Source organism: Geodermatophilus sabuli (assembly GCF_900215145.1).
Classification (GTDB): domain Bacteria; phylum Actinomycetota; class Actinomycetes; order Mycobacteriales; family Geodermatophilaceae; genus Geodermatophilus; species Geodermatophilus sabuli.
This window is the reverse complement of record NZ_OBDO01000001.1, coordinates 107,179-119,697: the sequence shown is the minus strand read 5'-3', so window position 1 is coordinate 119,697 and position 12,519 is coordinate 107,179. Positions and strand designations below refer to the sequence as shown.

13 protein-coding genes are annotated in these 12,519 nt (G+C 76.5%); 5 read left to right on the top strand and 8 right to left on the bottom strand.

Translation table 11 applies throughout. From position 1 onward, the window contains the following. The first annotated feature begins 1 nt into the window (after position 1). Both CRP39_RS00625 and CRP39_RS00620 read left to right on the top strand, forming a co-directional pair. Complete coding sequence (locus CRP39_RS00625; protein WP_097203503.1) at positions 2-1,201, top strand: MFS transporter; 1,200 nt, start codon at positions 2-4, stop codon at positions 1,199-1,201. Between the two features lie 29 nt (positions 1,202-1,230). Then, on the top strand, positions 1,231-2,112 hold the full coding sequence (locus CRP39_RS00620; protein ID WP_097203502.1) for an oxidoreductase: 882 nt from the start codon (positions 1,231-1,233) through the stop codon (positions 2,110-2,112). A gap of 51 nt (positions 2,113-2,163) precedes the next feature. Here the strand turns inward: CRP39_RS00620 and CRP39_RS00615 are convergent, their stop codons facing one another. Continuing rightward, positions 2,164-3,498 (bottom strand): D-arabinono-1,4-lactone oxidase, encoded by a 1,335-nt coding sequence (locus CRP39_RS00615; RefSeq protein ID WP_245853453.1) that lies wholly within the window; start codon positions 3,496-3,498, stop codon positions 2,164-2,166. 108 nt (positions 3,499-3,606) lie between these two features. Here CRP39_RS00615 and CRP39_RS00610 point away from each other — a divergent pair, with 108 nt between their 5' ends. Beyond that, a complete protein-coding gene (locus CRP39_RS00610) occupies positions 3,607-4,833 on the top strand; it encodes an amino acid deaminase/aldolase (RefSeq protein ID WP_097203500.1) in 1,227 nt (408 codons plus the stop codon). Positions 4,834-4,965: 132 nt separating this feature from the next. Here CRP39_RS00610 and CRP39_RS00605 read toward each other — a convergent pair whose 3' ends face one another. The 4 genes from CRP39_RS00605 to CRP39_RS00590 all read right to left on the bottom strand — a co-directional run bounded on the left by CRP39_RS00605 (position 4,966) and on the right by CRP39_RS00590 (position 8,344). Further along, positions 4,966-5,364 carry a hypothetical protein gene (locus CRP39_RS00605; RefSeq protein ID WP_097203499.1) on the bottom strand — a complete coding sequence of 133 codons (399 nt, stop codon included), beginning with the start codon at positions 5,362-5,364 and terminating at the stop codon, positions 4,966-4,968. Between the two features lie 104 nt (positions 5,365-5,468). Then, the gene (locus tag CRP39_RS00600; RefSeq protein WP_097203498.1) at positions 5,469-7,088 is read right to left on the bottom strand and encodes an ABC-F family ATP-binding cassette domain-containing protein; all 1,620 of its coding nucleotides are present in this window, start codon (positions 7,086-7,088) and stop codon (positions 5,469-5,471) included. Between the two features lie 30 nt (positions 7,089-7,118). Next, on the bottom strand, positions 7,119-8,096 hold the full coding sequence (locus CRP39_RS00595; RefSeq protein ID WP_097203496.1) for a zinc-binding dehydrogenase: 978 nt from the start codon (positions 8,094-8,096) through the stop codon (positions 7,119-7,121). Positions 8,097-8,149: 53 nt separating this feature from the next. Continuing rightward, a complete protein-coding gene (locus CRP39_RS00590) occupies positions 8,150-8,344 on the bottom strand; it encodes a hypothetical protein (protein ID WP_097203495.1) in 195 nt (64 codons plus the stop codon). 184 nt (positions 8,345-8,528) lie between these two features. Between CRP39_RS00590 and CRP39_RS00585 the strand changes: the two genes are divergently transcribed. Beyond that, on the top strand, positions 8,529-9,818 hold the full coding sequence (locus tag CRP39_RS00585; protein WP_097203493.1) for a phosphoribosyltransferase family protein: 1,290 nt from the start codon (positions 8,529-8,531) through the stop codon (positions 9,816-9,818). Here the strand turns inward: CRP39_RS00585 and CRP39_RS00580 are convergent. The 3 genes from CRP39_RS00580 to CRP39_RS00570 form a co-directional block, all read right to left on the bottom strand. Continuing rightward, positions 9,803-10,228 (bottom strand): DUF1801 domain-containing protein, encoded by a 426-nt coding sequence (locus CRP39_RS00580; RefSeq protein WP_097203491.1) that lies wholly within the window; start codon positions 10,226-10,228, stop codon positions 9,803-9,805. The two genes, CRP39_RS00585 and CRP39_RS00580, sit on opposite strands and share 16 nt — an antisense overlap. 147 nt (positions 10,229-10,375) lie before the next feature. Continuing rightward, entirely contained in the window at positions 10,376-10,975 is a 600-nt protein-coding gene (locus CRP39_RS00575) for a class I SAM-dependent methyltransferase (protein WP_097203490.1), read from the bottom strand. Positions 10,976-10,988: 13 nt separating this feature from the next. Further along, complete coding sequence (locus CRP39_RS00570) at positions 10,989-11,708, bottom strand: SDR family NAD(P)-dependent oxidoreductase (RefSeq protein ID WP_245853451.1); 720 nt, start codon at positions 11,706-11,708, stop codon at positions 10,989-10,991. 248 nt (positions 11,709-11,956) lie between these two features. Between CRP39_RS00570 and CRP39_RS00565 the strand changes: the two genes are divergently transcribed. After that, the gene (locus tag CRP39_RS00565; protein WP_172442194.1) at positions 11,957-12,496 is read left to right on the top strand and encodes a GNAT family N-acetyltransferase; all 540 of its coding nucleotides are present in this window, start codon (positions 11,957-11,959) and stop codon (positions 12,494-12,496) included. The last annotated feature ends 23 nt before the right edge of the window (positions 12,497-12,519 follow it).

The window sequence follows — 12,519 nt, the reverse complement described above, 5'->3', positions numbered from 1 at the left end:
CGTGCCCCGCGGACTGCTCGCCCTCGCCATCGGTGCCTTCGGCATCGGCACCACCGAGTTCGTCGTCATGGGGATGCTGCCCCAGATCGCCGACGGCCTCGGGGTGTCGGTGTCCGCGGTCGGCATGCTCATCTCGGCCTACGCCATCGGCGTCGTCATCGGCGCCCCCACGCTGACCGCATTCGGCGTGCGCTTCTCCCCCCGCCAGACCCTCGTCGGTCTCATGGTGGTGTTCGTCGTCGGCAACGCGCTGTCGGCGCTCGCGCCGACCTACGAGACGCTCGTCGCCGCCCGGGTGCTCACCGCGCTCGCGCACGGGTCGTTCTTCGGCGTCGGCGCCGTCGCCGCCCGCCGGCTGGTCTCCCCCGACCGCGCCACCCAGGCGATCTCGCTGATGATGGTCGGCCTCACCCTGGCCAACGTGATCGGCGTGCCGGTGGGGACGTTCGTGGCGCAGCAGACCAGCTGGCGGCTGGTGTTGGGCGGGATCGCCGTCATCGGCCTGGTCACGATCGGCTGCCTGCTCGCATGGCTGCCGAAGCACGCCGGCGAGCCCGGCGACCTGCGGGCCGAGCTGCGCGCCTTCCGCCGCGGTGAGGTCTGGCTCGTCCTCGGCCTGACCATGGTCGGCTTCGCCGCGCTGTTCTCCGTGTACAGCTACGTGAGCCCCATCCTCACCGAGCTCGGCGGCATCCCGGAGGCGTGGGTGACCCCGGTGCTCGCGCTGTTCGGCGTCGGCATGACCCTGGGCACCCTGCTCGGTGGCCGCTACGGCGACCGGTACGGCTTCTCCTTCGTCGCCGTCGGGCTGCTCGGCACGGCCGTCGTCCTGGCGGCGTTCGCGTTCCTCGCCCGCACCCCCGTCGCCGCCGTCGCCCTGCTGGTGCTGTTCGGCGTGATCGCCTTCTCCCTCGGGCCGGTCGTCCAGAACGGCGTCATCGAGGCGGCCCGGGTCCGCGGCGGCAGCCTCGTCTCGGCGGCCAACCAGGGCGCGTTCAACGTGGCCAACGCCCTCGGCGCCGCCCTGGGCGCGCTGGTCCTGTCGGCGGGGTTCGACTACACCGCCCCGATGTGGGTGGGCGTCGTGCTCGCCGTCCTCGGCGCCGGGATCGCCGTGTTCGCCCGATCGGTCGGGCGGCGGGCCGCCGTCCCCGTCACCGCCGCGCAGCCCACCCCCGAGGTGGTCGGCAGCACCGCCTGACCGGCGGGCCGGCGGGGTAGGGGCCGGTCATGACGACGTTCACCGCGGAGCGGTCCGGACAGTTCGACCTCGGCGACCGGTCGGTGCACCGGCTCGGCTACGGCGCGATGCAGCTCGCCGGACCGCACGTGATGGGCCCCCCGGCCGACCGGGACGCCGCCGTCGCCGTCCTCCGCCGCGCCGTCGAGCTCGGCGTCGACCACATCGACACCAGCGACTACTACGGGCCGCACGTCGCCAACGAGATCATCCGCGAGGCGCTGCACCCCTACCCCGACGAGCTCGTCATCGTCACCAAGGTCGGCGCTCGCCGGACGCCGGACGGCGCGTGGCCCGAGGCGCTCTCCCCCGCCGAGCTGCGCTCGGCCGTCGAGGACAACCTGCGCCACCTCGGCGTGGACGCGATCGACGTGGTCAACCTGCGCCTGCCCGGTTTCGCCGAGCCGGTGGAACGGTCACTGGCCGAGCCCTTCGAGGCGCTGGCGGCGATGCAGCAGGAGGGGCTGGTCAAGCACCTCGGCGTGAGCAACGTGACCACCCAGCAGCTGGCCGAGGCCCAGGCGATCGCGCCCGTGGTGTGCGTGCAGAACCACTACAACCTGGTCCACCGGGACGACGACCCGATGGTCGACGCCCTCGCCCGCGAGGGGATCGCCTACGTGCCGTTCTTCCCGCTCGGCGGGTTCAGCCCGCTGCAGTCGGCGGCGCTGGAGACGGTGGCCCGCCGGCTGGAGGCCTCCCCCATGCAGGTCGCGCTGGCCTGGCTGCTGGCCCGCAGCCCCAACCTGTTGCTGATCCCCGGCACGTCGTCGGTCGGGCACCTGGAGGAGAACCTCACCGCGGCCGCGCGCGTGCTGGGCCCGCGGGAACTCGCGGAGCTCGACGAGATCGGCGGCACGCCGACGCCCTGACCCCGTCCCGGGCGCGCCGGACGTCGCGGCGGCGGCACCTCCCGTCGCGCGTCAGCGGCCGGGCGCCCGGCCGAGGACCCGGTCGAGGTGGGCGTTGGCCAGCACCCCGCGGGGGTCCAGCCGGTCGCGGACGGCGAGGAACTCGTCGAACCGCGGGTAGCGCTGTCGCAGCGTCGCGGCGTCCAGGCCGTGCAGCTTGCCCCAGTGCGGCCGGCCACCCACCTCGCCGGCGACCGTCTCCACCGCGGCGAACCACGGCCCGGGATCGGTGCCGGCCGGTACGTGCGCGGCGACGTAGGCGGTGTCGCGGCCGGACGCCGTCGACAGCGGGACGTCGTCGGCGGCGGCCAGCCGCACCTCGACCGGGAAGGCGCTGCGCCAGTCGCCGTCCTCGTGCACGCGGCGCAGCTCGGCGAGCACCGCCGGCGCGTGCTGGCGCGGGACGGCGTACTCCATCTCGAGGAACCGCACCCTCCGGCGGCTCACGAACACCCGGTGCGAGTGGTCGGTCCAGCTGCGGGCCCCCAGCGCCCGGGCCGAGACGCGGGCCAGCGGCGGCACGAGGGCCGGCACCCGGCGCCCGGCCGCGACCACGCCGGCGAACGCGGCGTTGGCGAGGACCTCGTCGTCCCAGACCGCCCGCCAGCGGGGCAGCGGGTCCAGCCCGTCGGCCAGCGGGACCCGGGTGTTGCACTTCACCAGCGTCGCGTCGGTGTGGGGGAACCAGTAGAACTCGACGTGGTCGGTGCAGGTCATCAGCGCCTCGAAGTCCGCCAGCGCGGCGCTGAGCCGGCCGGGGCCCTCGACGGCGTGCAGCGCGAACGCGGGCTCCGCCTGCAGCGTCACGGCGGTGACGACACCGAGCGCCCCCAGGCCCACGCGCGCCGCGCTGAAGACCTCGGGGTGGGTGGCCGCGTCGCAGCGGAGCACCTCGCCGTCCGGCGTCACCAGCTCGATGCCGCGCACCTGGGTGGCCAGCCCGCCGAAGCGGGCGCCGGTGCCGTGCGTGCCGGTGGCCAGGGCCCCGCCGACGGTCTGCCGGTCGATGTCCCCCAGGTTGGTCAGCGCCCAGCCGGTGCGGGCCAGCTCGGCGTTGAGGCGGTACAGCGGCGTCCCGGCGCCGACGGTGACCAGGCCGCCCGCACCGACCGTGACACCGCACAGCTCGTCGAGGACGACCTGCACCTGCTCGGGCCGGGCGATCGCGGAGAAGGAGTGGCCGCTGCCGACCGGCCGGACCCGCCGGCCGGCACCTGCCGCCGCGGTCAGGACCGCGGCGACCTCGTCCACCGACGTGGGGTGCACCACCGCCACCTCGGCGCGCTGGTTGCCCGACCAGTTGCGCCAGCGCGTGGTGCTCCCGGGCAACGTCGTCCGTGCCGCCACCCGGCCCTCCTCCCACTCGGTGCCAGGGACTCTGCACGGCCGTGAGTGCGCAGGTCAACGGCCTGACCAGGGGTTGACGCTCCGCTGTCGGACGGCCACCCTCGCCGGGTGACCGCCGCGCGCCCGTCGTCCACCGAGACGGCCCGGGCTCGCCTGGACCGCGCCACCGCCGAGCTCGACCCGCCGCTGGCCGTCGTCGACCTCGACGCCCTGGACGCCAACGCCGCCGACCTGGTGACCCGCGCCGGCGGGCGGCCCATCCGGGTCGCGAGCAAGTCGGTGCGCAGCCGGCCGGTGCTGCGCCGCGTGCTGGCCCGGCCCGGCTTCGCGGGGGTGCTCGCCTACTCCCTGGCCGAGGCGCTGTGGCTCACCGGCGGGGAGGACCCGGTCACCGCGGACGCCGTCGTCGGCTACCCGTCGGTCGACCGGGGCGCCCTGCGGCGGCTGCTGGCCGACGACGAGGCCGCCGCCCGCGTGACGCTCATGGTCGACTCCCCCGACCACCTCGACACCGTCGACGCCGTCGCCCCGCCCGGCCGCCGACCCCCCGTGCGGATCTGCCTGGACGTCGACGCGTCGCTGCGGGCCGCCGGGGGCCGCGTGCACGTGGGGGTGCGCCGCTCCCCCGTGCACGACCCGGCCGACGCCGCCGCGCTGGCCCGGCTCGTGGCCGCCCGCCCGGGGTTCCGGCTGGTCGGCCTCATGTCCTACGAGGCACAGATCGCCGGCGTGCCCGACGCGCCACCCGGCCGGCGGGCCCGCGGCCTGGCCGTGCGGGGGGTGCAGGCCGTGTCGGCCCGCGAGCTGGCCCGGCGGCGGGCCACGGTGGTGGCCGCGGTCGGTGCCGTGGCGCCGCTGGAGTTCGTCAACGGCGGGGGCACCGGCAGCCTGGAGCGCACCGCGGGCGACCCGTCGGTGACCGAGCTCGCGGCCGGCTCCGGGCTGTACTGCCCGACGCTGTTCGACGGCTACCGGGCGTTCGCCGCGCGACCGGCCGCGCTCTTCGCCCTGCCGGTGACCCGCGTGCCCGCACCGGGCACGGTGACCGTCGCCGGGGGCGGCTGGATCGCCTCGGGTCCGCCCGGCGCGGACCGGCTGCCACGGCCGACGTACCCGGCCCGGCTGCGGCTGCTCGGCACCGAGAGCGCCGGGGAGGTGCAGACCCCGCTGCGCGGACCGGACGCCGCGCGGCTGCGGGTCGGCGACCGGGTGTGGTTCCGGCACGCGAAGGCCGGCGAGCTGGCGGAGCACGTCGACGTCCTGCACACCCTCGCCGGCGACGTCCGCACCGGCGCCGTCCCGACCTACCGCGGCGAGGGCCGGGCGTTCGGCTGACCCCGCCCACCGCGGCCCCACCCCGCGATCCACCCCTCGCCCGCGCCCGGTCGCGCCGATCATGGGGTCGTTGCCGGCGACACGGTCGGACACGCCGCGACAGGCAGCAACCGGCCCATGATCAACCGCCGGTCAGGACGGGGACTCCCCGGCGAGGGCACGGGCCGCGGCGGCGTCGGCCTCGTCGAACCCGATCTCGCCCACGGTGCCGTGCTGCGCGGCCTGGCCGTCGATCCAGCGGCGGTGCGCCTCCCACGCCGACTGGCGGGTGGTGCCCAGCGCCTGCCCGATCTCGGCCCACGAGGCGCCCGCCGTCCGTGCCGTCCGCACGGTGAGCTGCCGCCCCTGACCGGCCCGGCGGGCGATCACCTCGCCCAGCGCCAGCAGCTCGAGTGCCTCGGCACGGTCCAGCGGGCGCGCCCCGTCGGCGTCCTCGGGGTCGGCCAGCGAGTCGCGCGTCCGCAGCTCCTCGTACCGCCGGACGGCGGAGGACAGCGTGTGTTCCCGTTCCAGCACGTCGATGTCGGCCATGCCCCAGCGTCCGTCAGGATCACCTGACAGTCAAGGGAAGGACCCCGTCCTCCTTCCCCCTCGCACGCTCGGAGCGAGCCTCGGGACGGGGCCGCGAGGAACTCCTACCGGGCGCGCTGCACCCGGGCCTCGTCGAACACCGGCTCGGGCGACTCGTACACCCGCCCGTCGGCGCCGAAGACGAGGAACCGGTCGAAGGAGCGGGCGAACCAGCGGTCGTGGGTGACGCCCAGGACCGTCCCCTCGAACGCGGCCAGGGCCTCCTCCAGCGCCTCGGCCGAGAGCACGTCGAGGTTGTCGGTCGGCTCGTCGAGCAGCAGCAGCGTCGCGCCGGAGAACTCCAGCAGCAGCACCTGGAAGCGGGCCTGCTGACCACCGGAGAGCGTCCGGAACAGCTGGTCGCCGGAGTCGGCGAGCCCGTAGCGGCGCAGCGCGGCCATCGCGCGCCCGCGGTCGACCCCCGGCCGCCCCGGCTCCCCGTGCCACAGCAGATCGACGAGGGTGCGCTCGAGCCACTCCGGGTGCGCGTGGGTCTGCGCGAAGAACCCGGGGACGACCCGGGCGCCCAGCCGCCACGCGCCGGAGTGCGGAACGTCCTGACCGGCCAGGAGCCGCAGGAAGTGCGACTTGCCCGCGCCGTTCGCCCCCAGGACGGCGACCCGGTCCCCGTACCAGACCTCCAGGTCGAACGGGCGCATGAGCCCGGTCAGCTCCAGCTGCTCCGCCATCACCGCACGCACCCCGGTGCGCCCGCCCCGCAGCCGCATCGCCACCTGCTGCTCCGGCGGCCGGTCCGGAGGCGGGCCGGCCGCCTCGAACCTCGCCAGCCGGGTCTGCATCGCCCGGTACCGCGAGGCCATGTCCGGTGAGTTGGCGGCCTGTTGCTGCAGCGTGCGCACGAGGTCGACGAGGCGCTCGTGCTCCTCGTCCCAGCGCCGGCGCAGCTCGGCCATCCGCTCGTGCCGCGCGCTGCGCGCGGCGGGATACCCGGCGAAACCGCCGCCGTGCACCCACGCCGTCCCGCCCTCCACGGTGACCACCCGGTCGGCGACCCGGGCCAGCAGCTCCCGGTCGTGGCTGACGAACAGCACCGTCTTACGGGTCTCCAGGAGCCGTTCCTCCAGCCAGCGCTTGCCCGGGACGTCGAGGTAGTTGTCCGGCTCGTCGAGCAACAGCACCTGGTCGGGGCCGCGCAGCAGCGCCTCCAGGGCCAGCCGCTTCTGCTCACCGCCGGAGAGGGTCGTCAGGTCGCGGTACTTGCAGCGTTCGTACGGGATGCCGAGGGCGGCCACCGTCACGGCGTCCCAGGTGACCTCGGCGTCGTAGCCCCCGACGTCGCCCCACTGCCCCAGCGCGTCGGCGTAGGCCAGCTGCGCGGCGTCCTCGTCGGTCTCCATGAGAGTCAGCTCCGCGGCCTCGACCGCCTCCCACGCGGCCCGGACGGCGGGCGGCGCGAGGTCGACGAGGAACCGCTGCACGGTGGTGTCGTCGCGGACCGAGCCGATGAACTGGCGCATCACGCCCAGCCCCCCGCTGCGCGCGATGGAGCCGGCCTCGGGCACCAGGTCACCGGCGACGATCCTCAGCAGCGTGGTCTTGCCGGCGCCGTTCTCGCCGACGAGCGCCGCCCGGGCACCCTCGCCCACCCGGAAGGAGACGTCGTCGAGCAGCACCCGCCCGTCGGGGAGGGTGTGCCGGATGCCGGTCAGGTCGACGTAGCCCACGCGGTCATCCTCCGGCGGGCGGCAACCCGGTTACGCGCCGGGGCGGAGCACCACCTTGCCCATGGCCCGCCGCTGCTCGAGGTCGGCATGGGCCCGCGCGGCCTCGGCCAGCGGGTAGCCGGTGACCAGCGGCGACCACTCCCCCGTGGCGACCCTGTGCAGGGCCCGGCCGGCCAGGCCGGGGATGCCGCCGGGCAGCGCCGCCATGCGGGGACCGAGGCTCCAGCCCACGCTGATCCCCCGGTCGACGACGTCCGCGGTGTCGAAGGCGGTCGGCGCGCCCGCGGAGAAGCCGAACAGGACCTGCCGCCCACCGGGCCGCAGCAGCTCGAGCGCCGCCCGGCCGACCTCGCCGCCGACGCCGTCGTAGACCAGCGTCACGCCCCCGACCGCCGCGCGGACGACGTCGTCCCAGCCGCGCTCGCCGTAGTCGACGAGCAGGTCGGGCCCGAGGTCGACCAGCCGCGCGAGCTTGCGCTCCCCGCACGCCGCGGCGACGACGGTGGCGCCCCGCGCCCGCGCCGCCTGCACGAGCAGCCAGCCCAGTCCACCCGCCGCGGAGGGCACGAGGACGACGTCGTCGGCCGACGGCGGCTCGAGCTCAAGCACCCCCTGGGCGGTACGGCCGGTGCCGACGGCGGCCACCGCCGCGTCGACCCCCACCCCGTCGGGCACGCGGAACAGCGACCCGACGGCGGTGACCGCCTGCTCGGCGTACCCGCCCGGCACCATGCCGAGGTGGGCCACCACGCGGGACCCCAGCCAGCAGTCGTCGACGCCGTCCCCCACCGCGTCGACGGTGCCCGCGACCTCGCGGCCCGGGACGGTCGGGAGCTCAGGGAGCGGGATCGGGCCGGGCTCGCCGCGGCGCAGGGTCGTGTCGAGCAGGTGGACGCCGCTCGCGGCCACCGCGACGCGGACCTGCCCCGCGGCCGGGGTCAGGTCGGGGAGCTCGTCGAGGACCAGGTGGTCGGCGGGGCCGAAGGCGTGGAGTCGGATGGCGCGCATGGCGCCATCGAAGGAGTTCGAGCGCGCTCGAGGTCAAGCCCCGAGCGGCGGGCTCAGTTCTCCGCCTCCAGCCGCGCCCGCGCGAGGCGCTCGACCAGCTCGGGCAGCGCCGTGGCCGGCACCCCGCTGAGGTCCCGGCGGCAGTTGCGGACGACGATGCCGATCACCTGCGGCCGCAGCCGGGCGCGGAACTCGTCGGCGAGACGGGCCACGGCCTGGTCGACGGCGTAGTCGTCGGTCAGCGTCATGCACGGGCCCCTTCGTGCCAGGTGGCGGGCGGGGGCGAAGCACAGCTCCCCCTCGGTCCTCTCCACCCAAGCTGGCGTCTCCGGCCGACACCAGGGACCTAGGTCACGGCGACCTCATCCGGGACCAACGTCCCCTGTCGGCGGCCTGTCCCGGCGCGCAGCATCGGGAGACGGGAGGTGCTCCGTGCCGTTCCTCGATCGTCGGGACGCCGGCCGGCGGCTCGCCCGGCAGCTGGAGCGGCTGCGCGGGTGCGACGTCGTGGTGCTCGGCCTGCCCCGCGGCGGGGTGCCGGTGGCCTTCGAGGTGGCCCGCGCCCTCGGCGCGCCCCTCGACGTCGTCGTGGTCCGCAAGCTGGGGGTGCCGATGCAGCCCGAGCTGGCCATGGGCGCCGTCGGGGAGGGCGGGGTGACCGTGGTCGACCAGCGGGTCGTCGCCCTCGCCGGCGTGGGCCCGGACGACGTGGCCCACGCCGAGGAGCGGGAGCGGGCCGAGCTCGCGCGGCGGGCCCGGCGCTTCCGCGGCGACCGCCCGCGGGTGCCGCTGGACGGACGGACGGTGGTCATCGTGGACGACGGGATCGCCACCGGCTCCACGGCGCGGGCGGCCGGCGCGGTGGTCCGGGCCCAGGGCGCCGGCCGTGTCGTCCTGGCCGCGCCGGTGTGCGCGCCCGAGAGCGCGCGGGCGCTGGCCAGGGAGTTCGACGAGGTGGTCTGCCTGGAGGTCCCACGCCGGTTCGCCGCCGTCGGCCGGTTCTACGACGACTTCCGGCCCACGGACGACGAGGAGGTGGTGGAGTTGCTGGGAGCGCCACCGGTTCCGCCCGACGAGGAGGTCACCGTGCCCGCGGGCGGGGTCGACCTGCCCGGCACGCTCACCGTGCCACCGGGCGCGACCGGCCTGGTGGTGTTCGTCCACGGCAGCGGGAGCAGTAGGTCCAGCCCCCGCAACCGGTACGTGGCCGGCGTCCTCCAGGCGGCGGGCCTGGGCACCCTGCTGTTCGACCTGCTCACGGCCGCCGAGGAGGGCGACCGCGCGGCGGTCTTCGACATCGACCTGCTGGCCGCCCGGCTCGGCGAGGCGACCGCGTGGCTGCGCGCCGCCCCAGGGTGCGGGGAGCTGCCGGTGGGCTGGTTCGGCGCCAGCACGGGTGCGGCGGCCGCGCTCACCGCCGCGGCGGACGACGACGCGGTGCGAGGCGTGGTGTCCCGGGGCGGTCGGCCGGACCTGGCCGGGCCGCGGCTGGGCGACGTCCGCGCGCCGACGCTGCTGGTGGTGGGCGGCGCCGACAGGGACGTGCTCGAGCTGAACCGGCAGGCCCAGGCGCGGCTGCGGTGCGTGAACCGGCTGGCCGTCGTCCCGGGCGCCGGTCACCTCTTCGAGGAGCCGGGCACGCTCCAGGCGGCCGCGGCTCTGGCCCGGGACTGGTTCCTCGAGCACCTCGTGCGGGCCGCCCCCGGTCAGGTCGCGGAGTAGCCGTTCTGCCCGGTGGAGGTCGCGGCGACGGCGTCCCGCAGCAGGGTGGTGAGCTCGGCCTCGTCCACGCGGTCCAGGGTGGTGAAGCGGATGCAGCTCTTCCCGCAGGAGACCTTCCCCAGCCGATCGGCGCGCTGCTCGGCCAGGTACCCGCCGTCGACGACGGCGCTGACGTAGAGCGACAGGTGCCGCTTCTGGGCCGCCAGCGCGATCAGCGGCCACATCGTCGTCTCCTTGGCCGACCGCGGCCGGTAGGGCATGAGGCCGTAGCCGAGCATCTGCTGCGAGCCGACCGGAACCAGTTGCCGGTCGATCTCCGGCGCGGCGGCCGTGACCAGTGCGTCGACCCGGCGCAGCTCCTCCCCGCGGGGGCCCGCCGCGGCGAACCAGGCCTCGATCTCGTCGCTCATCGGGCTCCTCCTCAGCCGAGGGCGATCGACAGCACCGTCGCGCCGGCGACGACGACCATCGCGACCACGATCACCGCCGCGACCAGCCGTCGCCGTCGCTGCGCCCGCGGCCCACCTGCACCACCCATCCCCATCACGGTCGGGACGCTACCGGCGGGCGCCGACGGTCGGGGCCGGGCGCCGGCCCCACAGGAGGGTGTCGAGCGCGGTGCCCGCCGGCGTCGCGCGGCGCACCTGCGCCAGCCGGTCGACGTCGAGCAGTGCGGCCACCGGCCCCAGCCGCGCCACGCTGTGCAGGATCGCCGGGTCCTGCGGGCCGCCGACGCCGTGCCCGACGTTGTCGACGTCGTGACCGAGGACCAGCAGCCGGCCACCCGGACGCAGCCACCCGACGGCACGGGCGAGCAGCGCCGTCGTGTCGTCCTCGGGCAGGTGCAGGTAGGCGACGAGCACCAGGTCGAGGGAGTCCGGCGGCGCGTGCCACGTCAGGACGTCGGCGGCCACCCACGTCACCCGGTCGGCGCCGGGCTGCTGCCGGCCCCGGTCGAGGCCGGTCGTGGAGAAGTCGACCGCGGTCACCCGCCAGCCGCGGGCGGCCAGCCACAACGCGTGCCGGCCCTCGCCCGCCGCGAGGTCGACCGCCGTGCCCGGCGGCAGGCTGCCGAGGAGGTCGGCGACCAGTGCGTTCGGCTCGGCCGACCACTGCCGCTGCTCGCCGTAGCGCTGGTCCCAGTCCTGTGCCCGCACGCCGGGCAGTCTGTCAGTGCAGGGCCATCCCGCCGCCGACGTTGAGCGCGTCCCCGGTCAGGTAGTCCGAGTCGCCGGAGGCGAGGAAGACCGCGGCGCGCGCGACGTCCCGCGGCTCGCCCAGCCGGCCCAGGGGTGACTGCGCCGACCACGCCGCGACCTCGGCGCGGCTGCGGGCGGCGGCCTCCGCCGGCGGGAGCACGTGGCCCGGGCACAGGCAGTTGACCGTGATCCCGTGCGGGCCGAGCTCCTGCGCCGCGGCGCGGGTGAGCGCCACGACCGAGGCCCGCGCCGCGGCGTGGTGCGCCGGCCCGCTGCTGCCCGGCCCGCCGGCGCCGGCCACCGTGATGATCTTGCCGACGCAGTCGTCGCCGGGCGTGCGGAACCCCACCATGGCGCAGGCCGCGGCCTGGACGGCGACGAGCATCGACTGGACCGGGAGGGGGAAGGTGCCCCCGAGGTCGACCGGGTCCATCTCCAGCAGCGGCGCGTAGCGCTGGTCGGCGGCGCAGGTGACCAGCACGTCGAGGCCGCCGAGCCCGGCCACCGCCTTCTCCATCTGCTCCCGGGTGTCGACCGGGTCGGTGAGGTCCACCCGGAGCGCCCGCCCGCCGACCTCCCCGGCCAACCGGGCGGCGGCCTCCCCGCGCGGGTCGAGCACCACGACCCTGGCCGCGTCGTCGGCGAAGGCGCGCACGATCGCCGCGCCGAGGCCGTCGGCGCCGCCGGTCACGACCACCCGCCGCCCCGAGAGCCGACGTCCTCGGGGACGGAAGGGGGCGGGTGCGGCCAGGGGACGGACTCGGTCTGTCTGGGGCTGGGGCATGAGGAGTCTCTCGTCGGGTGCAGTCCGCGGCCGCCCGTACCCACGGATCCCGCGTCCAGACGTGATCGGGGTTCCGGACCCCACCGTGCCGCAACAGGGTGCCCGGCGGCGTCCGCCGGCGTGCACGCCGGCGGACGCGACGGCAGGGTGACGCCGTGAGCGTGCGCCCCGCGGTCCGGCTCGTCCCCTTCGAGCCGGAGCACCTGCCCGTCGTCCTCCCGTGGTTCGACGCCCCGGAGGTGCAGCGCCGGCTGGGCGGCCGGGAGTGGCCCGAGCGCGAACTGGCCCTGCGCGCGGCCGCGCGTGAGGAGGAGTTCCGCGGCCGCCGCGTGCTGCGGGCGCACTCCTTCGTGGTGCTGGACGACGAGGGGCGGGCGGTCGGGCAGATCGGCGGCGACGTCTACGACCGGTGGACGGCGTGGGACCCGGAGCGGGAGCGGGTGCTGGCCGAGGACCGGCGCCGCACGATGGGAGCGGCCTACGTCGTCGACCCGGGGCGCACCGGCCGTGGCTACGGACGGGCCGCCCTGGCCGCGCTGGTCGCGGCACCGGAGACCGCCGACGTCGAGCAGTTCGTGCTGGGCATCGAGCCGGACAACGCCGCCAGCCTGGGCGCCGCGGCCGCGGCCGGGTTCCGGCCGCTGACCACCGAGCCCGACGCCGAGGACATGGTCTACCTGCACCTGGTGCGCTGAGCCGGACCGTCGGACCCCCCTGC